The organism is Enterobacter sp. PP-008-ECC_S150 (assembly GCF_045257065.1).
GTDB classification, from domain to species: domain Bacteria; phylum Pseudomonadota; class Gammaproteobacteria; order Enterobacterales; family Enterobacteriaceae; genus Enterobacter; species Enterobacter chengduensis.
On sequence record NZ_JBJHHG010000040.1, the window covers coordinates 1 to 22,626 of the forward strand.

A 22,626-nucleotide genomic window follows, 5' to 3' on the forward strand; every position below is an offset into this window, starting at 1 on the left:
CCTGGCGGCTTTAGCGCGGTGGTCCCACCTGACCCCATGCCGAACTCAGAAGTGAAACGCCGTAGCGCCGATGGTAGTGTGGGGTCTCCCCATGTGAGAGTAGGGAACTGCCAGGCATCAAATTTAGCGTGCTGATATGGCTCAGTTGGTAGAGCGCACCCTTGGTAAGGGTGAGGTCCCCAGTTCGACTCTGGGTATCAGCACCACTTTATACTTAGGTTAAAGTTCGGCAAGAAGTAAAAGAATTTGTCTGGCGGCTTTAGCGCGGTGGTCCCACCTGACCCCATGCCGAACTCAGAAGTGAAACGCCGTAGCGCCGATGGTAGTGTGGGGTCTCCCCATGTGAGAGTAGGGAACTGCCAGACATCAAATAAGTGAGAAGGCCATCCGAAAGGATGGCCTTTTTGCGTTTATGCGCAGAAAAAACGGTAGGCCGGGTAAGACGAAGCCGCCACCCGGCAGAGTAAACGATTAGTGAATCACCTGCGACAGGAATGCTCGCGTGCGTTCTGACTTCGGATGCGCAAAGAACTCATCCGGCGGCGCCTGCTCAACAATCTCCCCACGATCCATAAAGATCACCCGGTCAGCCACGGTTCTCGCGAACCCCATCTCATGCGTGACGCACAGCATGGTCATGCCGGATTGTGCCAGCCCAATCATGGTATCCAGCACCTCTTTCACCATTTCCGGGTCGAGGGCTGATGTCGGTTCATCAAACAGCATAATTTTTGGCTTCATACACAGTGAACGGGCGATAGCCACACGCTGCTGCTGACCACCCGATATCTGGCCTGGAAACTTATTGGCGTGTTCTGCGATACGTACGCGCTCCAGGTAGTGCATTGCCAACGCCTCGGCTTCCTTTTTCGGCATCTTACGTACCCAAATTGGCGCAAGCGTACAGTTCTGCAGAACGGTCAGGTGCGGAAATAAATTAAAGTGCTGAAAGACCATTCCCACTTCCTGACGCACGCGTTCGATATTGCGGATATCTTCATTCAGCTCGATGCCATCAACCACAATGCGTCCTTGCTGATGTTCTTCAAGATGATTAATGCAGCGAATGGTCGTGGATTTCCCGGAGCCGGAAGGGCCGCACAGGACAATGCGTTCGCCCTGCTTAACCTTAAGATTAATGTCCTTCAGTACATGAAACTGCCCGTACCATTTATTCACGTTTTCCAGCGTAATCATCGCGTCGGCGGGTGTCATAGTTATTTGGCTCATAATTTCCTCAGTGCGGCGTACGCCCGGTGTTAAAGCGCTTTTCCAGATGCTGGCTGTAGCGCGACATGCTGAAACAAAAGATCCAGTAGATCAGTGCGGCAAAGACATACCCTTCGGTGGACATGCCAAGCCAGACAGGGTCAACGGTCGCCTGCTGCACGCTGCTAAAGAGATCGAACAATCCGATGATGATCACCAGGCTGGTATCTTTGAAAAGGGCAATGATCGTGTTGACCAGACCCGGGATGACCAGCTTGAGTGCTTGCGGAAGAATGACCAGCCCCTGCGTTTTCCAGTAGCCGAGCGCCAGTGATTCCGCCGCTTCGTACTGGCCCTTAGGCAACGCCTGCAGACCACCGCGCACCACTTCAGCAACATAGGCGGACTGGAAGAGAATCACCCCAACCAGGGCACGGATCAGCTTGTCGATGGTTGTCCCTTCAGCCATAAACAGCGGCAGCATGACCGATGACATAAACAGAACGGTAATAAGCGGTACGCCGCGCCAGAACTCAATGAAGATAACGGAGAGCACGCGGACGATCGGCATTTTTGAACGCCGTCCCAGGGCAAGTAATATCCCCCAGGGTAGAGCACCGGCTATCCCCACTGATGCGATAATCAGCGTCAGCGTCAGCCCGCCCCACTGGCGTGTTTCAACGCGTTCCAGTCCCAGGAAACCGCCATACAACAGCACCCAGACGATAATCGGATAAACCACCGCCCAGACGGCAATGTAGCGTCCACGGTGAGGCAGCTTTTTCCAGAACATGGCCGCGACAGAGAGCAGCCCGATAACCAGCGCCAGATTGATCCGCCAGCGCTGTTCATGCGGATACAATCCATACATGAACTGACCGAAGCGCTCATGGATGAACACCCAGCAGGCGCCCGCTTTGGTGCAGTCTGCCCGGGTTGAACCGACCCAGTTGGCCTGTAAAAACGCCCAGTTCAGCAGGGGAGGAATCAATTCCCACATGAGCCACAGGCAGACAATCGTCAGCAGGCTGTTACTCCAGCTGGAGAACAGATTCTTGCGCGCCCAGAGGATAAAACGTCCACCTGTCGAGTTGGCAGGGCGCGAGGCGTGCGACAGTATCGCTTTTGTCATCATAGATCCTTAGCGCTCGACCAGTGCTATACGACGGTTATAAAGGTTCATCAGCAATGAAATCACCAGGCTGATGATCAGATAGACAGACATCGTGATGGCGATAGTTTCAATGGCCTGTCCGGTCTGGTTAAGCACGGTTCCGGCGAAGAGTGACACCATATCCGGGTAACCAATGGCTGCAGCCAGCGACGAGTTTTTGACAATGTTGAGATACTGGCTGGTCAGGGGCGGAATGATGACCCGTAAAGCCTGCGGAATGATGACCTGGCGAAGCGTCACGGTATGGGGTAATCCCAGCGAGCGAGCCGCCTCGTGCTGTCCGTAAGGTACGGCCTGGATCCCCGCACGAATAATCTCTGCGATAAACGCGGACGTATAAATCGACAGCGCCAGCGTCAGGGCTGCCAGCTCGGGAATTAATACCATCCCGCCCTGAAAGTTAAAGCCACGCAGATGGGGAATATCCCAGTGCAGAGCGGCCCCAAACAGCCAGTGTGCGATGAGCGGCAGGCTAACGATCAGAACAGCTGCCGTGGGCCAGGTTCTGCGAAGCTGCCCGGTTTTGATCTGATGTTTGCGGTTAAAGCGGAATACCCCGGCAGAGAGGGCTAGCGCGATCACAATCGCGGCGATGAAAGCGAACTGTCCTTCACCCGGCTGAGGAGAAGGAATGGACAACCCACGGTTGCTCAGGAAAAACAGCTCAAACGCGTCCACGGCCTGACGGGGACCGGGAAGGTTGCGCAGTACGGCGAAATACCAGAAGAAGATCTGCAGGAGCGGGGGAATATTGCGGAACGTCTCGATATAAACAGTCGACAGTTTCCGTAGAAGCCAGTTTTCAGAAAGACGCGCCAGACCAATAAAGAAGCCCAGAATCGAGGCGAAGACGATACAAAGCGCCGATACCAACAGCGTATTCAGTAAACCGACCACGAACACGCGTCCGTACGTGTCACCTTCCTGATAATCAATAAGGTGCTGAACAATGCCAAACCCCGCGCTGCGATCCAAAAACGCAAAACCGGAGGTAATGCCGCGGTTATTCAGGTTGGTAATGGTGTTATGGATGAGATACACGGCGATGAGAACAACCGCAACGATAGCAATAATCTGGAATAGCCAGGCGCGGACCGCGGGATGAGAAAAGGATAGCGATCCTTTTACGGCTGAGCGGCGATGGGACATAAAGAAACCTCAGTAACCATGACTCTGGAGTGGGCACTGCCTGAGCAGTGCCCGTTACAGCTATGACTTAACGCACTGGTGGCGCGTACTGAATACCGCCGTTGTTCCAGAGATTGTTCTGGCCGCGCTTGATCTTCAGCGGGCTTTCCGATCCCACGTTGCGTTCAAAGATCTCCGAGTAGTTGCCCACCTGCTTGATGATGTTGTAAGCCCACTTGTTATCCAGCTTCAGATCCTTGCCGAAATCGCCTTCTTTACCGAGCAGGTGCGCCATATCCGGATTGGATGGATTAGCCGCTTTCTCATCAACGTTTTTCGAGTTGATGCCCATCTCTTCTGCGTTCAGCATGGCAAACAGCGTCCAGCGAACAATGGAGAACCAGTCTTCATCCCCACGACGAACGACGGGGCCGAGAGGTTCTTTGGAGATCACTTCAGGCAGGACAATCCACTCTGCCGGGTTGCTCAGCTTGATACGTAAGGCATACAGCTGTGACTGGTCAGAGGCCAGCGTGTCGCAACGGCCGGATTCAAGCGCTTTGGCCGATTCATCCGAGCGGTCGAATGTCACCGGGGTGTATTTCATGTTGTTTGCTTTGAAATAATCGGCGACGTTCAGCTCGGTATCGGTGCCCGCCTGAATACAAACGGTGGCACCATCCAGCTCCTTCGCGCTTTTCAGGCCCGCTTTATTGTGGGTCAGGAAGCCAATGCCGTCATAATAGGTCACGCCCGTAAATGACATCCCCATCCCTGCGTCACGGGAAGAGGTCCAGGTGGTATTACGGGAAAGCAGGTCGACCTCGCCGGACTGCAGCGCCGTAAAGCGTTCTTTCGCCGTCAGCGGGGTATATTTTACTTTGCTGTCATCGCCAAAAACGGCAGCTGCAACGCCACGACAAACATCCACATCAATACCGGTAAATTTGCCGTTCGCATCGGCATAAGAGAAGCCAGGCAAACCGTCACTGATACCACATTGAACAAAACCTTTCTTTTTAACGGCATCCAGTGTCGTTCCCGCATGGGCTTGACCGGCTACAGCAAACAACATGCCTGCTGCGGCCAGGCTGGCTATCATCGTCTTTTTCATAATGCATCCTGTGTGGCGAAATTTATCGTTATAGAGGCGTTTTTTAAACGCTTTACCTGTCTGTGGCTTTGGCCAACGTTTATAAAGCAAACGTAATGCCAGTTTTGCGTTCGAGAAAATAAGAGACGAGTGAAAGCTTAATGCTGAGTGTAGACAGGCTTAAATAAAACGAGCGCCCCGAAACGGTGCGAAATTACAACCTGTGCCACAAATCGGAGCAAAAGTTTTAAATCGGGTCAGTAAAAAGAAGAGATAGTTTCCGGTGTGAATATTGGCAGGGTATTCAATAATATGAATGTGTGAAAGTCATCACGGCAGGCCAGGTAATTTGACTGAGTATACGAAAAAGTTGTGACTAGCTTCAGGCTTAAATTAATTACGTGAATAAATACGGGGCTATTTTTTTACTTATTTGAAGATACTGCACTCATTAAAAGCAAAAAGCGCGGCCGGAGCCGCGCTTTCTCAACAGACGTTACTTCGTCAGGGCAACAATACCCAGCGTCAAACCCGCTACTGCGGCAGCACCGCCGGCGATAGCACCCGCTGTCTCCCAGTTATCCTGGGTGGTGCCTTTCATACAGGTGTTGGTATGAACCAGTCGGCCCTGGTCGTCGTAAACCGGTACACATGGAGAGTCGTGCGCGCAGCCAGCAAGCAGCGCAGCGAGAAGTGCAACGGAAATGAATCTTTTCATGATGTTACCTCAGTATTATTTCTCATCCGCTATAAAGCCAGGAGGGCTATTAACGAACTGGCGGTTATTTTACCATCGGGGTAACTCCCCGTTACACGAGGAATAATCTCAATTTATGTAGTTTGTAAAAATCGTGGAGAAAAGTCGGCTTCAGGATGAATTAATGGAGACATTATGAAGATGCAAAAGACTGTTTTTACTTAATGCAAATCGTCCTGTTTTTAAAACGGCCTCTTTGTAAAACCTAATTCGTTGTTTATGTTAAAAATAAAAAGGCACCAAAGGTGCCTTTTCAGGGAAACATTAATCGTTATGGCGAGTAAACCGCCGCCGGACAACCACAAAGAAGACGGGCACGAAGAAAATCGCCAGAAGCGTTGCGGAAAGCATGCCCCCCATCACGCCGGTACCGACGGCGTTTTGCGCGCCGCTCCCGGCCCCGATGCTGATCACCAGCGGCATGACGCCAAGGATAAAGGCCAGGGACGTCATCAGGATCGGACGAAGGCGCATCCGTGACGCTTCCAGCGTGGCTTCAATAATGCCTTTACCTTCTTTATCCATCAGGTCTTTTGCAAATTCGACGATCAGGATGGCGTTTTTCGCCGATAAGCCAATCGTCGTCAGCAGGCCGACCTGGAAGTAGACGTCATTGTTTAACCCGCGCAGTGAGGCTGCGAGAAGCGCCCCGATGACCCCCAGCGGCACAACCAGCATAACGGAGAATGGAATGGACCAGCTTTCATACAGCGCTGCCAGACACAGGAATACTACGATAAGTGAAATGGCATACAGTGCAGGCGCCTGGTTGCCCGAGAGCCGCTCCTGGTAACACATCCCCGTCCAGTCATAGCCGATGTCTGTAGGCAGTTTCGCCGCGAGGCTTTCCATCATCACCATCGCCTCACCGGTACTTTTACCCGGGGCTGATTCACCGAGAATTTCCATAGAGGGCATCCCGTTGTAGCGCTCCAGGCGAGGCGAACCGTAAACCCACTTCGCGCTGCTAAAGGCGGAGAACGGCACCATTTTTCCATTCGCGCTGCGCACGTAAAGGTTGTTGATATCTCCCGGCAACATACGGAATTTTGCATCGGCCTGTACGTAGACCTTTTTCACGCGCCCATGATCGATAAAGTCGTTCACATAGGTGCCGCCTAAGGAAGTCGAAATCGTCTGGTTAACGTCAGAAAGACTAATGCCCAGCGCCTGCGCTTTCTCCTGGTCGACATCCAGCTTGAACTGAGGCGTATCTTCAAGACCGTTAGGACGCACGCGGACCAGCAGGTCAGGATGCTCTTTCACCATGCCGAGCAGCTGGTTACGCGCCTGCGTCAGCTGGGTATGCCCCAGGTTAGCCTGATCGATCAGTTCAAAGTCGAAGCCCGTCGCGGTACCCAGCTCAATAATGGCAGGCAGGTTAAACGGGAACACAAGACCATCTTTAATCTGACTGAAGGCTTTCGTCGCGCGACCCACAATGGCTTCGACGCCATTTTCCGCCCCCGGGCGCTCTTCCCAGGGCTTCAGGCTGATGAAGGCAATACCGGAGTTCTGACCCTGGCCGCTAAAGCTAAAGCCGTTTACGGTAAAGACGGACTCAACGTTCGCCTTCTCTTTGTTCAGGTAGTAGTCCTGAACCTGGTCAAGGACCTGCTGAGTACGCGTCTGGGTTGCCCCTGCCGGAAGTTGAACCATCGTCATAAACACCCCCTGATCCTCTTCGGGGAGGAAGGAGGTGGGCAAGCGCAGAAAGAGCACCGCCATCCCAGCGACGATAATGATGTACACCACCAGATAGCGTCCGGTCTTACGCAAAATACCGCTCACGCTGTTGCTGTAGTGATCCACGCTCTTATCAAAAAGCGCATTAAACCAGCCGAAGAAGCCACCTTTCTTCTCATGATGGTCGGCGGATACGGGCTTAAGCAACGTTGCGCAGAGGGCGGGCGTCAGGATGAGCGCAACCAGTACGGACAACGCCATAGCGGAAACGATAGTCAATGAGAACTGGCGATAGATCGCTCCCGTTGAGCCGCCGAAAAAGGCCATCGGAATAAAGACCGCCGAGAGCACCATGGCGATCCCCACCAGTGCGCCCTGGATCTGCTCCATCGACTTCTGCGTGGCCTCTTTCGGCGGCAGTTTGTCCTCAACCATGACGCGTTCAACGTTCTCAACGACCACGATGGCGTCATCCACCAGCAGACCTATCGCCAGCACCATGCCGAACATCGTCAGGGTATTGATGGAGAAACCGAACGCCGCCAGAACCGCGAAGGTACCCAGCAGAACAACCGGTACCGCGATGGTCGGGATGAGCGTCGCACGCAGGTTTTGCAGAAACAGGTACATCACCAGGAAGACGAGAACAATCGCCTCAAACAGGGTCTTCACAACTTCGTGGATGGAGATTTTCACAAAAGGTGTGGTGTCATAGGGATAGACAACTTTTAGCCCCTGCGGGAAGAACGGCTGCAGTTGCGCCAGCTTGCTCTTGATGGCTGCCGCGGTGTCCAGCGCATTGGCGCCGGTAGCCAGCTTAATCCCCAGACCGGTTGCTGCCTGCCCGTTGATTTTAGTGACCATGTTGTAGTTTTCGCCGCCCAGCTCAATACGCGCCACGTCCTTCAGGTGAACCATCGAACCGTCCTGATTCACCTTGAGCGTCACGCGGCCAAACTCCTCCGGTGATTTCAGGCGGGTTTGCGCGATGATCGAGGCATTCAGCTGCTGCCCGGGAATGGACGGCGTTCCGCCCAGCTGACCTGCCGCTATCTGATCGTTCTGCGTTTTCAGCTGATTGATAATATCCAGCGGCGTCAGCTGGTATTTGTTCATCGCGTTGCTGTCGAGCCAGATGCGCATCGCATACTGCGCGCCAAACAGCTGAACGTCACCGACACCAGACGTTCGGCTGATGGCATCTTTGACGTTTGAGGCGACGTAATCAGAAATATCGTTCTGCGTGAGACTTTTGTTGTCTGAAACAAAACCGGCAACCAGCAGGAAGCTGCTGCTGGATTTCTCCACGCCAATCCCCTGCTGCTGAACCTCTTGCGGCAGCAGCGGCATCGCGAGCTGCAGCTTGTTCTGCACCTGCACCTGCGCGATGTCAGGGTCCGTTCCTGACTCGAAGGTCAGGGTAATGGTGACGTTACCCGCTGAATCGCTGGTGGAGGACATATACATCAGCTTATCGATACCGTTCATGTTCTGTTCGATAACCTGGGTCACGGTATCCTGCACCGTTTGCGCGTCAGCGCCCGGGTAGGTCGCCGATATCGCCACCGCGGGAGGCGCGATGGTCGGATACTGTGCGACGGGAAGTTTGAGAATGGCCAGCCCGCCAGCAATCATCAAGATGATGGCCAGTACCCAGGCGAAAACCGGTCTCTGAATAAAGAAATTAGCCATGTCGTCGTCCCTTAACCGGCTGGCGTCGCGGTGGTATCCGGCGTCGCGACGACGGTCACCCCCGGTTTGACTTTCTGTAGCCCGCTGACAATCACGCGGTCACCGTTTTTCAGCCCTTCCGTCACCAGCCAGCGGTCGCCAATTGCCTGCGGGGCGACGACGGTACGCGGCTCTACCTGGTTTTTATCGTTCACCACCATGACGGTTGCATCGCCTCGCGGTGTACGGGTCACGCCTTGCTGTGGCACCAGAATCGCATCCGGCTGGGTGCCTTCATCAATGCGGGCGCGAACAAACATGCCGGGTAACAGCAGATGCTGAGGGTTGGGGAAAATGGCGCGCAGGGTAATCGAGCCGGTACTTTCATCAACCGTGACGTCTGAGAACTGCAGGGTGCCTTTGAGCGGATAGGGTTGTCCATTTTCCATCAGCAGCTCAACGCTGCTGGCGGTATCGCCTTTCTGCAGGCTCGTCTGTTTCAGGCGCATAAAGTCATTACTGGACTGGGTAACATCGACATAAATCGGATCGAGCTGCTGGACCGTGGCCAGCGCCGTGGCTTGCCCGTTCGTCACCAGCGCCCCTTCGGTCACGCTGGATTTCCCGATACGACCATCAACAGGCGAGGTCACTTTGGTATAGGCAAGGTTGATACGTGCGCTTTCAACCCCGGCTTTTGCGGCAACCACGCTGGCATCTGCCTGCTGAGCCGTCGCCACGGCCTGGTCATACTCCTGCTTGCTGACATATTGGGTGCCTACCAGCGGGAGATAACGTTTTACCGTCAGGTGCGCAATATTAGCCGCCGCCTGTGCCTTCGCCAGTTCGCCTTTGGCACTCTCATAGGCTGCCTGATAGGTCGCAGGATCAATCTGATAAAGTGAATCACCCGCTTTTACATCGCTACCTTCCGTGAAGTTACGACGCAGGATAATACCGCTAACCTGCGGGCGAACCTCTGCAACGCGGAACGCATCCGTTCTGCCCGGGAGTTCAGTGGTGACAGCCAGCGGCGCGCTTTTCACAATATGCACGCTGACCTGGGGCGCCTGCGGATGTTGTTGTGGGTTTTCCTGGCCATCGCATCCTGAGAGCAGTACCGCGCAGACAATGAAACCGGCTAAGGGTAAGCGTCTGAAATGATTCGTCATTACTGTTCCTTTAAATACCCATCAACCGATATATGCCGCAAATCGGTAGCTGGGGCAGAGGGATAAAAATAAAATGTAGCTGCGTATAATAATGAGGGTATTTAATGTTTTTTAATTTATAAGTGCGAATGACCGTGCTTGTATAAAAAAATCAGAATCAGACTCGGTCCATTCAGCGATATACTTCAGGCAGATTAATCAGATAAATGGTGTTAATGTCCTTTACTCATTCACCTCGTCTATTTAATTGGTTTGATGTATTTGCATTAATTATAAATTAAAAGGGCTGACTTTTTTTGTGCAAAATTAAAATTGATTTTAGTGAATACTTACATTTTTATGAACGCATTATTATCTTCAAATCCTGTGAGTAACGAGTAGCTGCCTATGGCGCGTAAAAAGAAAGAAGAGGCCCAACAAACCCGGCAGCAGCTGATTGAGGCGGCAATCGGCCAGTTTGCGACGCGTGGCGTAGCCAGCACGACGCTGACGGACATAGCCGATGCCGCAAAGGTGACGCGCGGAGCAATCTATTGGCACTTCACCAGTAAAGCTGAAATATTTAATGCCATCTGGGAACAGCAGCTACCGCTTCGTGACATTATTCGCGACAGGCTTACTCTTTCCGATAGCGACGATCCATTGTTAAAACTTCGTGAGCAATTTATTACTGCGCTGCAATATATTGCCCATGAACCCCGGCAATGTGCGCTTTTACAAATTCTGTATCATAAATGTGAATTTAGCAGCGATATGATCCCAGAGAAAGAGATCAGGAAACGGATTGGATTCAATGATGACACGCTGCGCGCCACGCTGGAGACCTGTATCTCGCGGAATATCATTTCGCCAACAATGAATGTGGATCTCACCTTGATTATCTTCCACGGTTTTTTTAGCGGAATAATTAAAAACTGGTTAATGAATAACGACAGTTTTAATCTTTATCAGCAGGCTCCTGCGCTGGTCGACAGTATACTGGCGACACTCCCTGTCATTCGCGTGTCGCCTGATGATGAGGCCTACAGCTCGGCGCCAGGTAACATTTCCCCTCGGGCGCAAAGTGCTTCTATGGCCTGCGGGCTGGCGGGTTTACCTAACAGATAACCCTGAAGGGTGTTGCAGCCAAGCGCGGTTAAAAAGGCTTGCTGTGCTTCAGTTTCCACTCCTTCAGCCACGACTTTGAGGTTAAGCGTTTTAGCGAGGGCCACAATCGCTGAGACAATAGTGGCATCCTCGCTTTCGCCGCTGAGCTCTTTCACGAACGCCCTGTCGATTTTCAACTCACAGGCCGGTAAGCGCTTGAGGTACAGAAGGCTTGAGTATCCGGTGCCAAAATCATCAATGGAGGCCTTCACGCCCGCATCCGTCAGCTCTGTCAGCACCCTTACGCTCTCGTCCGGGTTGCTCATTGCCGTGGTTTCCGTTACTTCGAGGATCAACATTTCCGGCGGCACGTGGTGAAGTGCCAGACAGTCGAGAACCGTTTTAACCAGCGAAGGCTGTTCAAACTGCAGCGTTGACAGGTTTACCGCCATTGACCAGCTTTGATGCCCCTGAAGATGCCATTCCCGCAGCTGGCGACAGGCTTCATTAATCACCCAGTTGCCAATAGGGACGATCAGCCCCGTTTTTTCCGCTAACGGCAGAAAAAGGTCCGGCGTCAGGAGACCCTGCTTTGGGTGCTGCCAGCGCAATAACGCCTCGAATCCGAGGACAGGACCCGCGGGGGCGTGAAATTTTGGCTGATACAGCAGGCGCAGCTCATGGCGATCGATCGCCATCCACAGATCGTTCATTAGCTGGAGATGGGTCTGCGCCAGGGTGTTCATAGAGGGCTGGAAAAAGTGATAGCCGTTCCGGCCCATATGTTTCGTGTGATACATCGCCGCGTCGGCGTTAAACATCAGCTCGCGCTCGGTTTTGCCGTCGTGAGGATACAGCGCGATACCTATGCTGAGGGTCACCACCAGTTCATAGGGGCCGAGAGTGAACGGACTATCGATCGCGCGCACCAGCGCATTCGCCAGCGATACCGCGTCGTCCGGGCCTTCTCCCTCTGCCAGCAGAACAAACTCATCGCCGCCGATACGTGCAAGGGTGAACTGGCCTTTCAGAAGCTGCAGCAGACGCTGCGTAACGGCGACCAGCAGCCTGTCACCGACATCATGGCCGTAGGCGTCATTGATGGCTTTAAAGCCGTCGAGATCCATAAACATCAGGGCAAAGTGATTCCCTTCCCGATCGGCTTTGCTGATGGCCTGATCGAGTCGGTCTTCCAGCAGGATACGGTTGGGCAGACGCGTCAGGGTATCGTGCAGCGCCAGCTGAGCGAGTTCCCGGTTAGCTTCTGCCAGCGACGAGGCCAGAAGGGCGGTACGAGCCTGAAGGCGGGCATCCAGCATCGACACCAGCAGGGTGATGCCAAGAATAGAGAGCGCGACGACGCTGACCAGCACCGCCAGCCAGCTTCCGTTAATCCCCGCATGGTGAACCATGGTGGACATTGGAAACTGCGCTGCTTTCATTCCGGCATAGTGCATACCGGCAATGGCAATCCCCATCGTGATGGCGGCCCCCATGCGCATCAGCACGACCTGCGCGGCTTCGCGACGCAGGCGGAAGGTCAGCCACAATGCCGCGAGGGAAGCGGCAAGCGCAATGGCGACCGAAATAGCCACCCAGACCTTATCCCAGATAATCCCCGGCATCACTTCCAGCGCCGCCATGCCGGTGTAATGCATCGCGACAATCCCGCTTCCCATCACCAGCGCGCCGGGCAGCAGTCGGCGCAAGCGTAATTGCTCGCAGCTTACGAGCCATAGCGCGAACAGTGACGAACCCACGGCGATGACCATGGATAACACCGTCAGGCTGGCGTTATAGCTCATGCTCATGGAGAGGTCCATCGCCAGCATGCCGATAAAATGCATGGCCCACACGCCAATGCCCATTGCAATACCTCCCCCGGCCAGCCAGACGCGGGCAGCGACGCCCTCGCTTCCGGCGACGCGTGCAGCCATGTTCAGCGCGGTATACGCAGCAAGGATGGCAACAACAAAGGAGAGGACGACAAGGATAGCGTTGTATTGGCTGACCAGCATGGACGGTTCTACTCGAGTGTGGGGTTACGCTAGAGCGGTTGAGAAGGGCGAGACATTATCACCGTCAGGTAATGGCTCAAAGGGATTTAAATCCCCGTTTTTAGTGGGTAATAACGGGGGGGTTGCGTAATCAGGCGATTAGTCGAGCTCTGAGCAGTTCACGAGTTTCAGCGGATTGACGGAGTTCATATTGCGACACTTATCGGTTTCGGTGCTCATCAGTTCAATCCACTGCATCAGGAGTGCATCGAAAACGAGAACGAAGATTGCAAAGACAACCAGCCACCAGTATTTACGAATCATTGTGTCATTCCGCGAGAAGAGCGCCAGTAAGGTGGGGGAAATATACACGAAAAACCGTGGTTGAAAAGCGGGAGAAGCGAAGGTTTACAATGCGTTGACGGAGCGCGCAGGAAATAAAAAAGGCGCTTCCCCATGCCGAAGAGCGCCTTTTTAAACAAGCATTTAACTGATTAGTATCAGTTCATGCCGTACTGTCATATTAGCTGTTTTCATGCTTTAAGGTGATTTTAATATTTATATAATAATCAATGATTTGTTTAAATTCATGCCTGTATATTGTTCCAGTGTTTTTCTTTGTTTATGCTATTATGCAAGCAATTCTGTATAAACATTTGTATAAACACTTTGGGCTGGGTGGTCTATGGCTGGCGAACTTAACAAACTGAGCGACAGGAAGTTAAAGGGATTACATGGCATCCCGGCCAGTAAGATTGAGTTTTATGCTGATGGTGCCGGGTTGAGCGCTAAGGTAACGAAAGCTGGTGGTATTAGCTGGGTGTTTACTTACCGACTCGACGGGCAGAAGCTGCATCGGCTTACTCTGGGGCGCTACCCTGATATGAGTCTCAAAGAGGCCCGTACCTCACGTGATAAATGTCGCCAGTGGTTGGCTTCAGGTAAAGACCCAAAGCACCAGTTGGCGCTAACTACTCAGGAAACGCTTAAACCGGTTACGGTGCAGGAAGCTATCGAATACTGGATACGCGAATATGCGGAAGAAAACCGTGCGAACGTTGAGCGGCATAAAGCGGAGTTGCGCAAACATATTTACCCTTACATTGGGAAAATGGCGCTCGCTGACTGCGAAACCCGATACTGGCTTGACTGTTTTGACAGAATGAAAAAGAAAACGCCAGTTGCAGCGGGTTATGTGTTCCAGATGTGCAAGCAAGCCCTGAAATTCTGCCGGGTTCGTCGCTATGCTGTGAGTACCGCGCTTGAAGATTTAACAATTCCCGATGTCGGTAAAAAACAGGCAAAAAAAGACCGGGTATTAAATGATAAAGAGGCTGGCGATTTATGGGCTGCCATTACCTCTGGCACTTTCTTCATGCCTTACTACACCAGGCTACTGACAATCTTAATGGTGTTTGGGTGCCGAACGCAGGAGGCCAGACTATCAGAGTGGAGTGAATGGGATCTGGATGCCTGGGTCTGGACAGTTCCCAAAGAGCACAGCAAGGGCGGCGAGAAGATTGTAAGACCTGTGCCGGATGCAATGCGCAAATTCGTTGAAATACTGCATGATGAAACGAAACTATCCGGCCTTTTGCTTGGGTCGGTTAAAGGCAGTGAAGCGGTAAGCCAGTGGGGCCGTAGCGTTTATAAAAAGCTGGGGCATTCTGAACCATGGACACTGCACGATCTACGGCGAACCTTAGCAACGCATATGAATAATATGGGTATCGCTCCACATGTTGTGGAACAGCTGCTGGGTCACTCAATGCCGGGAGTCATGGCGATTTATAACCGTAGTTTGTACTTGCCTGAGAAACTGGATGCGTTGAATAAATGGTATGACAGACTTGATATTTTATCTGGCGGGTTCACTAATATTGTTTTGTTGAATAGGGCTGAATGATGACTAGTTTTCTTAAGTTGGGTATTTTCGAGCGTGAAGCCAAAGCCCCAGAGCTAAATATAAAACAACTTGCACTACTAATGTGCGGGGTAGATCCGACAGTTAAAACTGCTGATATCCCTGAGGCGAAAGTTGAAGCTTATAATATATACTATCGACAACTGAGTCGATGGCTATCAGCATCTAAATTATTTCGAGGTGGAAACTCAACAGCCTATCCAGCAGACTATATGTTTGCTCTGGCATATCCTCTTATTGATGAAGATATTACACCACAACCCATAAAAGACAGATGCCTTGCGGCGGTGGCTATAATTGCTAATCAAAACAAGGGAAAAGATCATCTTTATGCTATGGGTGGGGATGAGCTTTTACAGGTCGGAATTGCATTGAAAAGCAGCAAACGCGGCTTGCATCGTAAGGAAGATGAAAAGGAATATAATGATAAATTGATGGGGATGCTGGTCAAGCTTATAGCACATAAGATAGGCCATTCGTTTGGCACCTCTAAAAAACCCAGCATCTCAGCTATTTTAAATGAACTATATAAATTAGCTGATGAGGAAGGTATATCTAAAACTGGATTATCTAAATCAGCAGTATATGAGAAAATCCGTAAGGCATTAAATTCGATTTATTTTACGGAATGAATATTATTTCTCAGTGTCAGTAAGTATTATTTATGTTTCATGTAAAAATACTAATTAATTATATTTGTTGAAGCTTTTGGCGATTCTATGATCGCCAAGGAGATTCAATTGTTATATTTGATGTGTATTGCAGTTACATTCAACAGCATTCAACAGCATTCAACAGCATTCAACAGCATTCAACAGCATTCAACAGCATTCAACAGCATTCAACGACACGTAACGACACGTAACGTCACCCAACAGTACCCAACAGTACCTAACAGTACCTAACAATACCTCGCTCCATCCACGGTCCCTACTAGGTCATTACTTGCTAACTTTTTCCATCTTTGTTCATGGTTATTCATCACTGTTCATCAACGTTCATCATTGTTCATCTTTGTTATGAACAATCCAAGGTGAATCAAAACGTTAAAGAACGGTGCTCTTCGGTGAGTTATTGAAATTCATAATTTTTTCTCTCGACATGGCCGTTGAAATTACTGTGGAAATTGTTTTAAACAGGGGAGCGTTATCTTGATGGAATTTCTATCTTTCAGTGGAATTGCGTGTTCTTTTAAAGGATTCCAGAATCAATGGAAATGCTGGTCGTTTATCCACTAATCTCTTCGCATAACATTGAAACAGTGGAGGCAGCATGCAAAATATAACCTTTACCCCGCCAAATCCTGAACAGCGCCGCACCCTTTTAGAAGAGTACGGCTTTAAGTTTGATCGCCGAATCCGCGAAGATGAATGCAGCGAGATCACCAGTCTTTCCCGTTCGAGCCGCTGGAAGATGGAACAGCAGGGGCGCTTCCCGCCGCGCTGTCACTTTGGCCGCAACAGCTGTGCCTGGCTTCTTTCTGATGTTCTCTGGTGGGTTCGTAATCCGCCTGCCGTTGAAAACGTCAATAACCCATACAGCCGTAAATCTGCTTAATTAAACACAGGTAATCAGAGATGAAAAAGATTAATGCCCTCAAAGGGCAGGGATTCGCTCACCCTGTAGCCAGCCAGCAAGATATTTCAGCAAATCGTAAACAGGTTATTTCCGGTGACTGGTCGCCCATTAATCGCGGCGAATTTACGCTTGCCGAGCTGGGGTTGCGCCACAACGGTAACGGGCTGGTGTGGCTGCGTTCCGGCGTGTCCGTGCATGAGGCAGACCATGATGCAGGGATAAGCGGCAAAGACAAGACCAAAGGAAGCGTTAATGGTCTTCCTTTTGAATTTGTCAGCCAGTGGCAGGAATACCCGACTAAACGCAGCTTTGCCGTTTCAGTATCTACGGAACTACGCCGCCAGTATTACCCGGACGATGCCGGATTCAGCAAGGCAATGCGTGAGGCTGGTTATGTTCCGGTGCGTACCCGCAGATTGACGGGGAAAGATGCCCGCTTCTGGCTGTACCGTGTAACGGGTAATGATAAGGGGGTTGTCGCAGTAGAATCCGCGCCACTCAAGGCTTCCGCGCCAGTTGTCCAGACCATATCTAAGCCTCATCCGTGGTTTAAGCGTGTGGCACTCGATGGTAAATGGCAGTACGTCTACGCAGATCACATCCGCTTTCTGACGAAAAAGCGTCACCGCATCGATGGCGTTCGGGTTCAGGGGTATACCGCTGGCGGGCTGAAAGTGGAGGCTATTGTATGACAGGCAAAACAAAGGCGGCCATGCCGGGCCGCCAGTGCAATACCGCTTTACTGAAACATCGCCAGATTACCAGGCTTGCCGCTGGTGGTCAAACTTTGTGCGTCAGTACCACTGACCCGCAAATCAACTGCGTACGTTTCACGTACGGACATCGAGATAAACACGAACAGTATTCGGGTTCAGTGCAAAACAACGTTAAACGTGGTTCAGAGGTTCCGACGAATAACGTAGAGAGCTGCGAAGATAACCAACCCTCTTTAAGAGGGGAGCCTCTGCACAACTCACTAAGAGTTGCGCAAAACAGACCCTTTTTAAGAGGGGCAGTTCACAGCATTACGGGGAGTAACCCTGTTCAGCCTTTTGGCTCGATGCCTCTTGTGATGAGCTCACGGCGGGCAAGTTCTTTCAGCCAATTAGCAAGGCTGGTTCCATCTCGATCCGCTTCTGCTTCAAGCTGCGCTTTTAGTTCAGGGCTAATGCGCATATGGAAAGGAGGAGATTTACCCGCACCGCGAGGCTGGCTATCACGGACAATAATCTCTTTTTCTGTTGACATGTGTACACCTATAGTTCTATCGTTAATCTCGTTAGGTGTACACACTAACATGTGCATCTCTAAAAATACAACGCCCCCGAACGGTATTACCAGTACCGAACGAGGGCTAACCACCACCGTTAGCTTAGATAACGAGGCAGCTATGAAAGATCATATCACACACCCGCAAGGGCGGAAGTCCTACATCTGGCGTTTTCTTGCCCTGAGCGCCATCGGGCGCAACGTCATTCACATCACCGCTACCACTGAGCGCGAAGCCCGTGAGCAATCACCGGCTGACTGCGTGATGGTATTCGCTGGCCGTCTGCCAGTTCGGGAGGTGCGCCATGCGTGAGCCAATCAGCTTAGACCAGGCAGAATACAAATCAGCGCTGGCCGCTTCACTCTTTGAAACCATTCTGGAAAAAGCCTGTGCTGAGTGTTCGGAAACCCTGCTGAACCATATCTCACTGGCATGTGACCTTAATCAGGAAATCCACCGGGCATTAATCGCCGAGCTGGGTATGGGAGATGCGAAATGAGACAGGTTCCTTTTGAAGTCCTGAAGCTCGCCGAAGACGCACTGGCATACAGCAATCAGGCTCTGGCTATGCTGGAAATCTGGATGGACTCCCTCGGCGAAGGTGATGAACACGAGTCTAACTGTGTGGCCGCCATTTTCAGCCTGGTGCATGAGTCAAAAGATCGTCTGCAGAAAGCGCGGGAGGCTTACAGTGAAAAACGCGCCTAACGTGAAAACCCTCCCACGCGACAAAATGGAGGAGGCAATCATCTTTGCTGGAACGGGAGCATGGAAAGCCGCTCAGGATTACCAGAAAGGGAAGGGCGAGCATGGAGACGATGTTCCACCTGTGGTTCTGGATCACACCCAACTGGCCGAATTGCCCCACCTGCGCATTGTTGATAAAGGGCGGCGGTTTGCCCGTGTCTGTCAGGCCGGACTTATCGAGCAAAACCAAATCAGCATGATTGCCAATAAGCTGTGCGAGGCTGGCGTTACCAATGCTGAGTTTATCAATGAAAAAGGCGAGAAAGAGGACTGGACGCCATTGATGAAACGTCTGGAAGACGAGCCCCTTATGGTGACTACGAGGGGAAGTGCTACGCCAGCGCTTAACCAGATGGGAGCCAGCCAGCGCGGGGAGGTTTTGCTTGCTCATTACGATGGCAATCTGGCTATTCATGCCGACTCTGACACTGTTCACCACTATACGGGCGTTATATGGGTGCCGCTGCCGGATAAGGAGCTGCAACGTGAAATGGCGCAGGTCTATATTGAAGCTGAGGTGGCTTACTCGCAGAACGCGATTAAAGCGGCAGTCGATACGATGAAGTTGGGGCTTCCGGTAATGGGTAACACTGCCCGGAATCTTATTGGATTCAGCAACGGTGTTTTTGATACCCGGTTAGGCCAATTTCGCCCACATGATAAAAATGACTGGCTTATCGTTGCGAGTGATCTGCCATTCAGCGAACCAGCAGAAGGTGAGACTCTGGCAACCCATGCGCCAAACTTCTGGAAATGGCTCCGCCGTTCTGTAGCGAATAATGACCGTAAAGCCGATCGTGTATTGTCTGCGCTGTTTATGGTGCTGGCGAACCGTTACGACTGGCAGTTGTTCCTTGAAGTAACGGGGCCGGGTGGAAGCGGTAAAAGCGTTATGGCGGAGATCTGCACGATGCTGGCCGGCAAGGCCAATACGGTATCGGCGAGCATGGCGGCGCTGGAAAACCCAAGGGAAAGGGCGCTGGTAGTGGGCTATTCGCTGATTATCATGCCGGATATGACCCGGTACGCTGGCGACGGCGCAGGGATTAAAGCTATCACTGGCGGGGATAAGGTGGCTATCGACCCAAAACACAAAGCGCCATATTCAACCCGTATTCCTGCGGTGGTGCTTGCCGTCAATAACAATGCCATGTCGTTCAGCGACCGAAGCGGTGGTATTTCCCGCCGGCGGGTTATTTTTAACTTCTCAGAGGTGGTACCGGAAAACGAACGTGACCCTATGCTGGCCGAGAAGATTGAAGGTGAGCTGGCCGTTATCATTCGCCACCTGCTTACTCGCTTTTCCAGACAGGACGAGGCCAAACAGCTTTTGCATGAGCAGCAGAAATCAGAAGAGGCGCTGGCCATCAAACGTGAAGGGGATTCACTGGTGGACTTTTGCGGCTACCTGATGGCTTCGGTCGTATGTGATGGCATGTTTATCGGGAACGCCGAAATCGTGCCGTTCAGCCCGCGCCGTTATCTGTATCACGCTTACCTGGCTTATATGCGGGCTAATGGTCTGAGCAAGCCGGTGTCGCTGATGAGGTTCGGTACGGATATGCCAGGCGCAATGGCTGAATACGGTAAAGAGTACCAGAAGCGCAAAACGAAACATGGCATAAGATCAAACGTCACACTTCACGACGACTCAGAAGACTGGATGCCTATGTGGAATGATACATCTCACAATACCGGAGAAAATCAAAAGTAATGGGAAAAGTGTTCACCACTATTCACCTTTGGTGAAATCATTTATATAACAGATAGTTAATGGGTGAACACTTTTTATTGAAGTGTTCACCAAGTATTCACCTGTTCACCTTTAAAGAGCTTTTCTTTTAAAAGGTGAAGGGTTAGGGTGAACACTAGTGAATACTTAAAATTTTAGTCTTCACCCTGTAACCGAATGAATTTAAATAGAAAAAATGCAAAGGTGAACAGGTGAACACTTAAACGCATATTTTTAAATTTTAAAGGAGGGGCTACATGCCAATCACTAATGAGGAACGCAGGGAACACCTGGAAAAGTTAGGTTTAACCAGTCTTGATACGATGCACACTGCCGATTACCGTAAAGCCCTTGAAGAGGAAGCGTTCTTTTGGGATGACCCACACGGTTTTGTGATGCACACGCTTTCCGGAGAACGACTCGTTACGAATACAGAACAGCTTGATGCCTTGCTGGAGCATCTAGAAGGATACCGGGCTCTATTGCCTGCCCCTCCAGAATGGATGAGTGAGAAATAGCAGCCTTAAGCATATGCAGTGTTGTTCTGTGCTTTGATGATTGATTTATGTTGTTCTTGAGTTATCTTAAGGGCTGGGATTTACAATTTAAATTCATGTTGAATTATTAGCATTCTATTGAAAGAAATTAAGGATCTTAGATGACTACACAAGAACCTACAACATACAAAAGAAGAACTGTTCATTATAAAAGGGCGGTGATTGGTGGTTCAAAGCAATATCTGCAATCTATTTTAGAGGAAGCCTTGGGTGAAGGCGGTGCTTATGAATTAGCATCTAGTAGAAAAGAGCAAATAGACCCTAATGATCCATCTGCTGGATTTCACCTCATTAATAAAAGCCAGCATTACGAAAGTATTTTTTTCGGGCAGTTTTTACTCTTCGAGCCCGGCAAAACCCAAGCAACTATAACGATGGAAGATAATGCCCAGTCTTATAAAATAGATCCTATAACAACCGCATCGCTTAAGAAGCGTAAAGGCGATAAAGGGACGGAAAAAGAGTTTGTAGAATCTATTCTTTATTTTGGGGTTTATAAGAATCATGTCTTAATTGTCCAATCTGCCGCATTGAGAACAAAAGAGTTTGAACAGCATGTAAATAATCTGTTTGCCAATAACACATTATCTACAACAGGCGTTACTTCTATAATCTTTAAGGACAAGCCTGCAAACTCGATAGTGAAAAGATTAGAGGAATCTCCGGTTAAGAGTGTGGTGTTAGGGCGTTCTCCTATAGAAAGTGAACAATTACAGCTCAATCCCAAAAGAGATAAAGAAGCGGCAAAAAGGGAAATTCAGCGTCTCGAATCTAAAACAGTACAATTTAAGCCTGCAGGAATAGGAACTAAAATTCTCGATACAGTGCTGGGCGATGGTTGGGCTAGTAAATTAGACCTAGATGATTCCCTGGATGAAGCGAATCTTAATGTTAAACTTGAGATAAGCTATAATCGAACTACCACAGGCAGCGGTCAGTTCGTGCTGGATACTATAGCCAGTTCCTTGCGAGATCTTGATAATGATAGCGTTAGGGTAGAGCTTAAAAATGGTGGAGTTATAACGGGTAAAGAACTGAAACTTTCCGATTCTCTAAATGTCCAAGTTCATGAAGGTTTGTTGTCAGAAGATGACTTATATCTTAAAATGTTTAAATGGTTGTCTGCAAACATACTTAATGGAGAGATAGACAACAGGGGGTAATATGAAGGTGTTAAGTACATTTATATTCACTATCCTGTCTTTTTTGATAGGAGCATTGTGTCTATTTGGCCTTATCCATCATTTTGGTGTGGATAAGTTGACTGCGCCTTCCCCAATAATTGCAGTTTTAGTCCTTCCTTTAGCTTACTGCTTGCAAGCAATTTATAAATTAAGCGATTTGAAAGAAAGCCAGCAATTAAATGGCGATGAAGCTAGACGGCTTTTTTATATAGTTGATTTGAAACGGGGTAGGCTATTTACATGTATAGTTTTTTATTTTCTGTCAGCGATCTTTGTGGGCATATCTATGATGATTGGCGACGGTGGGCAATTATTTAAAAAAATAACCCTCATAATATCTGGTGGGCTGCTTGGGGTTACAGTTTTTACAATCTTTATCATTTATTCATTGATGAACGAAGTTACGAATTTCAAAGCTAAATTAGTTCGTCGTGAACAGGATGAGAAACACCGTAAAATGTAACTTACAGAAGATTTGTAAATTATTTGTACTCGTGTTTATCCATGATTGCCCCTGTCTCTGAGTGGGGTTTTCTTTATATTTCTCATGTATATCTTGAAGAGTGGCACTCAGACGTGAGCCGCCACTGGCCGTTAAGTCAAGCTGTAGCGAGTACAGCCTGCGAGAGGCAGAAAAAGATTTAACGGCCTCCCCTCCAAG

22 protein-coding genes, 1 tRNA gene and 2 rRNA genes are annotated in these 22,626 nt (G+C 50.4%); 15 read left to right on the plus strand and 10 right to left on the minus strand.

The window, feature by feature from the left end; genetic code table 11:
• The 3 genes from rrf (ACJBF3_RS25185) (at position 1) to rrf (ACJBF3_RS25195) (ending at position 365) form a co-directional block, all read left to right on the plus strand.
• A 5S ribosomal RNA gene (rrf, locus tag ACJBF3_RS25185) occupies positions 1–116 on the plus strand.
• A 14-nt stretch (positions 117–130) separates the two neighbouring features.
• Positions 131–206 (plus strand) — tRNA-Thr (locus ACJBF3_RS25190).
• Positions 207–249: 43 nt separating this feature from the next.
• Positions 250–365, plus strand: a 5S ribosomal RNA gene (gene rrf, locus ACJBF3_RS25195).
• 106 nt (positions 366–471) lie between these two features.
• Here the strand turns inward: rrf (ACJBF3_RS25195) and ACJBF3_RS25200 are convergent.
• The 7 genes from ACJBF3_RS25200 to ACJBF3_RS25230 form a co-directional block, all read right to left on the minus strand.
• The gene (locus ACJBF3_RS25200; RefSeq protein WP_014171880.1) at positions 472–1,230 is read right to left on the minus strand and encodes an amino acid ABC transporter ATP-binding protein; all 759 of its coding nucleotides are present in this window, start codon (positions 1,228–1,230) and stop codon (positions 472–474) included.
• A 7-nt stretch (positions 1,231–1,237) separates the two neighbouring features.
• Positions 1,238–2,341 carry an amino acid ABC transporter permease gene (locus ACJBF3_RS25205; protein ID WP_045329579.1) on the minus strand — a complete coding sequence of 368 codons (1,104 nt, stop codon included), beginning with the start codon at positions 2,339–2,341 and terminating at the stop codon, positions 1,238–1,240.
• Between the two features lie 9 nt (positions 2,342–2,350).
• A complete protein-coding gene (locus tag ACJBF3_RS25210) occupies positions 2,351–3,532 on the minus strand; it encodes an amino acid ABC transporter permease (protein ID WP_045329581.1) in 1,182 nt (393 codons plus the stop codon).
• 67 nt (positions 3,533–3,599) lie between these two features.
• Positions 3,600–4,625, minus strand: a complete 1,026-nt coding sequence (locus tag ACJBF3_RS25215) for an amino acid ABC transporter substrate-binding protein (RefSeq protein ID WP_045329583.1) — start codon at positions 4,623–4,625, stop codon at positions 3,600–3,602.
• 475 nt (positions 4,626–5,100) lie between these two features.
• The gene (locus tag ACJBF3_RS25220) at positions 5,101–5,322 is read right to left on the minus strand and encodes a lipoprotein (RefSeq protein WP_008502867.1); all 222 of its coding nucleotides are present in this window, start codon (positions 5,320–5,322) and stop codon (positions 5,101–5,103) included.
• A 303-nt stretch (positions 5,323–5,625) separates the two neighbouring features.
• Positions 5,626–8,739 (minus strand): efflux RND transporter permease subunit, encoded by a 3,114-nt coding sequence (locus ACJBF3_RS25225; RefSeq protein ID WP_406545295.1) that lies wholly within the window; start codon positions 8,737–8,739, stop codon positions 5,626–5,628.
• An 11-nt stretch (positions 8,740–8,750) separates the two neighbouring features.
• Positions 8,751–9,890, minus strand: coding sequence for an efflux RND transporter periplasmic adaptor subunit (locus ACJBF3_RS25230; protein ID WP_045329588.1), 1,140 nt, complete (start codon positions 9,888–9,890; stop codon positions 8,751–8,753).
• A 387-nt stretch (positions 9,891–10,277) separates the two neighbouring features.
• On the opposite strand from ACJBF3_RS25230, the gene envR reads away from it, so the two are divergent.
• Positions 10,278–10,997: an acrEF/envCD operon transcriptional regulator gene (envR, locus tag ACJBF3_RS25235; RefSeq protein ID WP_045329590.1), complete on the plus strand. Its 720-nt coding sequence runs from the start codon at positions 10,278–10,280 to the stop codon at positions 10,995–10,997.
• Here envR and ACJBF3_RS25240 read toward each other — a convergent pair.
• Positions 10,913–12,994 carry a bifunctional diguanylate cyclase/phosphodiesterase gene (locus tag ACJBF3_RS25240; protein ID WP_045329592.1) on the minus strand — a complete coding sequence of 694 codons (2,082 nt, stop codon included), beginning with the start codon at positions 12,992–12,994 and terminating at the stop codon, positions 10,913–10,915. The genes envR and ACJBF3_RS25240 overlap by 85 nt on opposite strands.
• A 138-nt stretch (positions 12,995–13,132) precedes the next feature.
• Positions 13,133–13,297, minus strand: a complete 165-nt coding sequence (locus tag ACJBF3_RS25245) for a DUF2556 family protein (RefSeq protein WP_032642458.1) — start codon at positions 13,295–13,297, stop codon at positions 13,133–13,135.
• Positions 13,298–13,658: 361 nt separating this feature from the next.
• Between ACJBF3_RS25245 and ACJBF3_RS25250 the strand changes: the two genes are divergently transcribed.
• The 4 genes from ACJBF3_RS25250 to ACJBF3_RS25265 all read left to right on the plus strand — a co-directional run bounded on the left by ACJBF3_RS25250 (position 13,659) and on the right by ACJBF3_RS25265 (position 17,167).
• Positions 13,659–14,879 (plus strand): site-specific integrase, encoded by a 1,221-nt coding sequence (locus ACJBF3_RS25250; RefSeq protein WP_047723382.1) that lies wholly within the window; start codon positions 13,659–13,661, stop codon positions 14,877–14,879.
• A complete protein-coding gene (locus tag ACJBF3_RS25255; RefSeq protein ID WP_047723396.1) occupies positions 14,879–15,529 on the plus strand; it encodes a hypothetical protein in 651 nt (216 codons plus the stop codon). The genes ACJBF3_RS25250 and ACJBF3_RS25255 overlap by 1 nt, the downstream gene beginning before the upstream one ends.
• A 640-nt stretch (positions 15,530–16,169) precedes the next feature.
• The gene (locus tag ACJBF3_RS25260; protein ID WP_019077824.1) at positions 16,170–16,454 is read left to right on the plus strand and encodes an AlpA family transcriptional regulator; all 285 of its coding nucleotides are present in this window, start codon (positions 16,170–16,172) and stop codon (positions 16,452–16,454) included.
• A gap of 20 nt (positions 16,455–16,474) precedes the next feature.
• The gene (locus ACJBF3_RS25265; protein WP_232106120.1) at positions 16,475–17,167 is read left to right on the plus strand and encodes a hypothetical protein; all 693 of its coding nucleotides are present in this window, start codon (positions 16,475–16,477) and stop codon (positions 17,165–17,167) included.
• 352 nt (positions 17,168–17,519) lie between these two features.
• On the opposite strand, the gene ACJBF3_RS25270 is transcribed toward ACJBF3_RS25265, so the two are convergent.
• Positions 17,520–17,723 (minus strand): toxin-antitoxin system HicB family antitoxin, encoded by a 204-nt coding sequence (locus ACJBF3_RS25270; protein ID WP_019077822.1) that lies wholly within the window; start codon positions 17,721–17,723, stop codon positions 17,520–17,522.
• 142 nt (positions 17,724–17,865) lie between these two features.
• Between ACJBF3_RS25270 and ACJBF3_RS25275 the strand changes: the two genes are divergently transcribed.
• The 7 genes from ACJBF3_RS25275 (at position 17,866) to ACJBF3_RS25305 (ending at position 22,428) form a co-directional block, all read left to right on the plus strand.
• Positions 17,866–18,057, plus strand: a complete 192-nt coding sequence (locus ACJBF3_RS25275) for a host cell division inhibitor Icd-like protein (RefSeq protein ID WP_047723383.1) — start codon at positions 17,866–17,868, stop codon at positions 18,055–18,057.
• Positions 18,050–18,244, plus strand: a complete 195-nt coding sequence (locus ACJBF3_RS25280) for a hypothetical protein (protein ID WP_001209042.1) — start codon at positions 18,050–18,052, stop codon at positions 18,242–18,244. Before ACJBF3_RS25275 ends, ACJBF3_RS25280 begins: the two co-directional genes overlap by 8 nt.
• Positions 18,241–18,453, plus strand: a complete 213-nt coding sequence (locus tag ACJBF3_RS25285; protein ID WP_047723386.1) for a hypothetical protein — start codon at positions 18,241–18,243, stop codon at positions 18,451–18,453. Before ACJBF3_RS25280 ends, ACJBF3_RS25285 begins: the two co-directional genes overlap by 4 nt.
• Positions 18,437–20,206: a primase-like DNA-binding domain-containing protein gene (locus tag ACJBF3_RS25290; RefSeq protein WP_047723387.1), complete on the plus strand. Its 1,770-nt coding sequence runs from the start codon at positions 18,437–18,439 to the stop codon at positions 20,204–20,206. The genes ACJBF3_RS25285 and ACJBF3_RS25290 overlap by 17 nt, the downstream gene beginning before the upstream one ends.
• Before the next feature lie 275 nt (positions 20,207–20,481).
• Positions 20,482–20,742: a hypothetical protein gene (locus ACJBF3_RS25295; RefSeq protein WP_047723391.1), complete on the plus strand. Its 261-nt coding sequence runs from the start codon at positions 20,482–20,484 to the stop codon at positions 20,740–20,742.
• A 140-nt stretch (positions 20,743–20,882) separates the two neighbouring features.
• Positions 20,883–21,944, plus strand: a complete 1,062-nt coding sequence (locus ACJBF3_RS25300; RefSeq protein ID WP_047723392.1) for a hypothetical protein — start codon at positions 20,883–20,885, stop codon at positions 21,942–21,944.
• 1 nt (position 21,945) lies between these two features.
• Positions 21,946–22,428 (plus strand): hypothetical protein, encoded by a 483-nt coding sequence (locus ACJBF3_RS25305; RefSeq protein WP_032660547.1) that lies wholly within the window; start codon positions 21,946–21,948, stop codon positions 22,426–22,428.
• The last annotated feature ends 198 nt before the right edge of the window (positions 22,429–22,626 follow it).

Excerpts from the sequence above, each read along its gene's own strand:
- ACJBF3_RS25240 (WP_045329592.1), bottom strand. The coding sequence starts at position 12,994 with ATGCTGGTCAGCCAATACAACGCTATCCTTGTCGTCCTCTCCTTTGTT.
- ACJBF3_RS25250 (WP_047723382.1), top strand. The coding sequence starts at position 13,659 with ATGGCTGGCGAACTTAACAAACTGAGCGACAGGAAGTTAAAGGGATTA.
- ACJBF3_RS25275 (WP_047723383.1), top strand. The coding sequence starts at position 17,866 with ATGAAAGATCATATCACACACCCGCAAGGGCGGAAGTCCTACATCTGG.
- ACJBF3_RS25285 (WP_047723386.1), top strand. The coding sequence starts at position 18,241 with ATGAGACAGGTTCCTTTTGAAGTCCTGAAGCTCGCCGAAGACGCACTG.
- envR (WP_045329590.1), top strand. The coding sequence starts at position 10,278 with ATGGCGCGTAAAAAGAAAGAAGAGGCCCAACAAACCCGGCAGCAGCTG.
- ACJBF3_RS25210 (WP_045329581.1), bottom strand. The coding sequence starts at position 3,532 with ATGTCCCATCGCCGCTCAGCCGTAAAAGGATCGCTATCCTTTTCTCAT.
- ACJBF3_RS25270 (WP_019077822.1), bottom strand. The coding sequence starts at position 17,723 with ATGTCAACAGAAAAAGAGATTATTGTCCGTGATAGCCAGCCTCGCGGT.
- ACJBF3_RS25225 (WP_406545295.1), bottom strand. The coding sequence starts at position 8,739 with ATGGCTAATTTCTTTATTCAGAGACCGGTTTTCGCCTGGGTACTGGCC.
- ACJBF3_RS25265 (WP_232106120.1), top strand. The coding sequence starts at position 16,475 with ATGAAAAAGATTAATGCCCTCAAAGGGCAGGGATTCGCTCACCCTGTA.
- ACJBF3_RS25205 (WP_045329579.1), bottom strand. The coding sequence starts at position 2,341 with ATGACAAAAGCGATACTGTCGCACGCCTCGCGCCCTGCCAACTCGACA.
- ACJBF3_RS25230 (WP_045329588.1), bottom strand. The coding sequence starts at position 9,890 with ATGACGAATCATTTCAGACGCTTACCCTTAGCCGGTTTCATTGTCTGC.
- ACJBF3_RS25245 (WP_032642458.1), bottom strand. The coding sequence starts at position 13,297 with ATGATTCGTAAATACTGGTGGCTGGTTGTCTTTGCAATCTTCGTTCTC.
- ACJBF3_RS25220 (WP_008502867.1), bottom strand. The coding sequence starts at position 5,322 with ATGAAAAGATTCATTTCCGTTGCACTTCTCGCTGCGCTGCTTGCTGGC.
- ACJBF3_RS25295 (WP_047723391.1), top strand. The coding sequence starts at position 20,482 with ATGCCAATCACTAATGAGGAACGCAGGGAACACCTGGAAAAGTTAGGT.
- ACJBF3_RS25215 (WP_045329583.1), bottom strand. The coding sequence starts at position 4,625 with ATGAAAAAGACGATGATAGCCAGCCTGGCCGCAGCAGGCATGTTGTTT.
- ACJBF3_RS25280 (WP_001209042.1), top strand. The coding sequence starts at position 18,050 with ATGCGTGAGCCAATCAGCTTAGACCAGGCAGAATACAAATCAGCGCTG.
- ACJBF3_RS25255 (WP_047723396.1), top strand. The coding sequence starts at position 14,879 with ATGACTAGTTTTCTTAAGTTGGGTATTTTCGAGCGTGAAGCCAAAGCC.
- ACJBF3_RS25200 (WP_014171880.1), bottom strand. The coding sequence starts at position 1,230 with ATGAGCCAAATAACTATGACACCCGCCGACGCGATGATTACGCTGGAA.
- ACJBF3_RS25260 (WP_019077824.1), top strand. The coding sequence starts at position 16,170 with ATGCAAAATATAACCTTTACCCCGCCAAATCCTGAACAGCGCCGCACC.
- ACJBF3_RS25305 (WP_032660547.1), top strand. The coding sequence starts at position 21,946 with ATGAAGGTGTTAAGTACATTTATATTCACTATCCTGTCTTTTTTGATA.
- ACJBF3_RS25300 (WP_047723392.1), top strand. The coding sequence starts at position 20,883 with ATGACTACACAAGAACCTACAACATACAAAAGAAGAACTGTTCATTAT.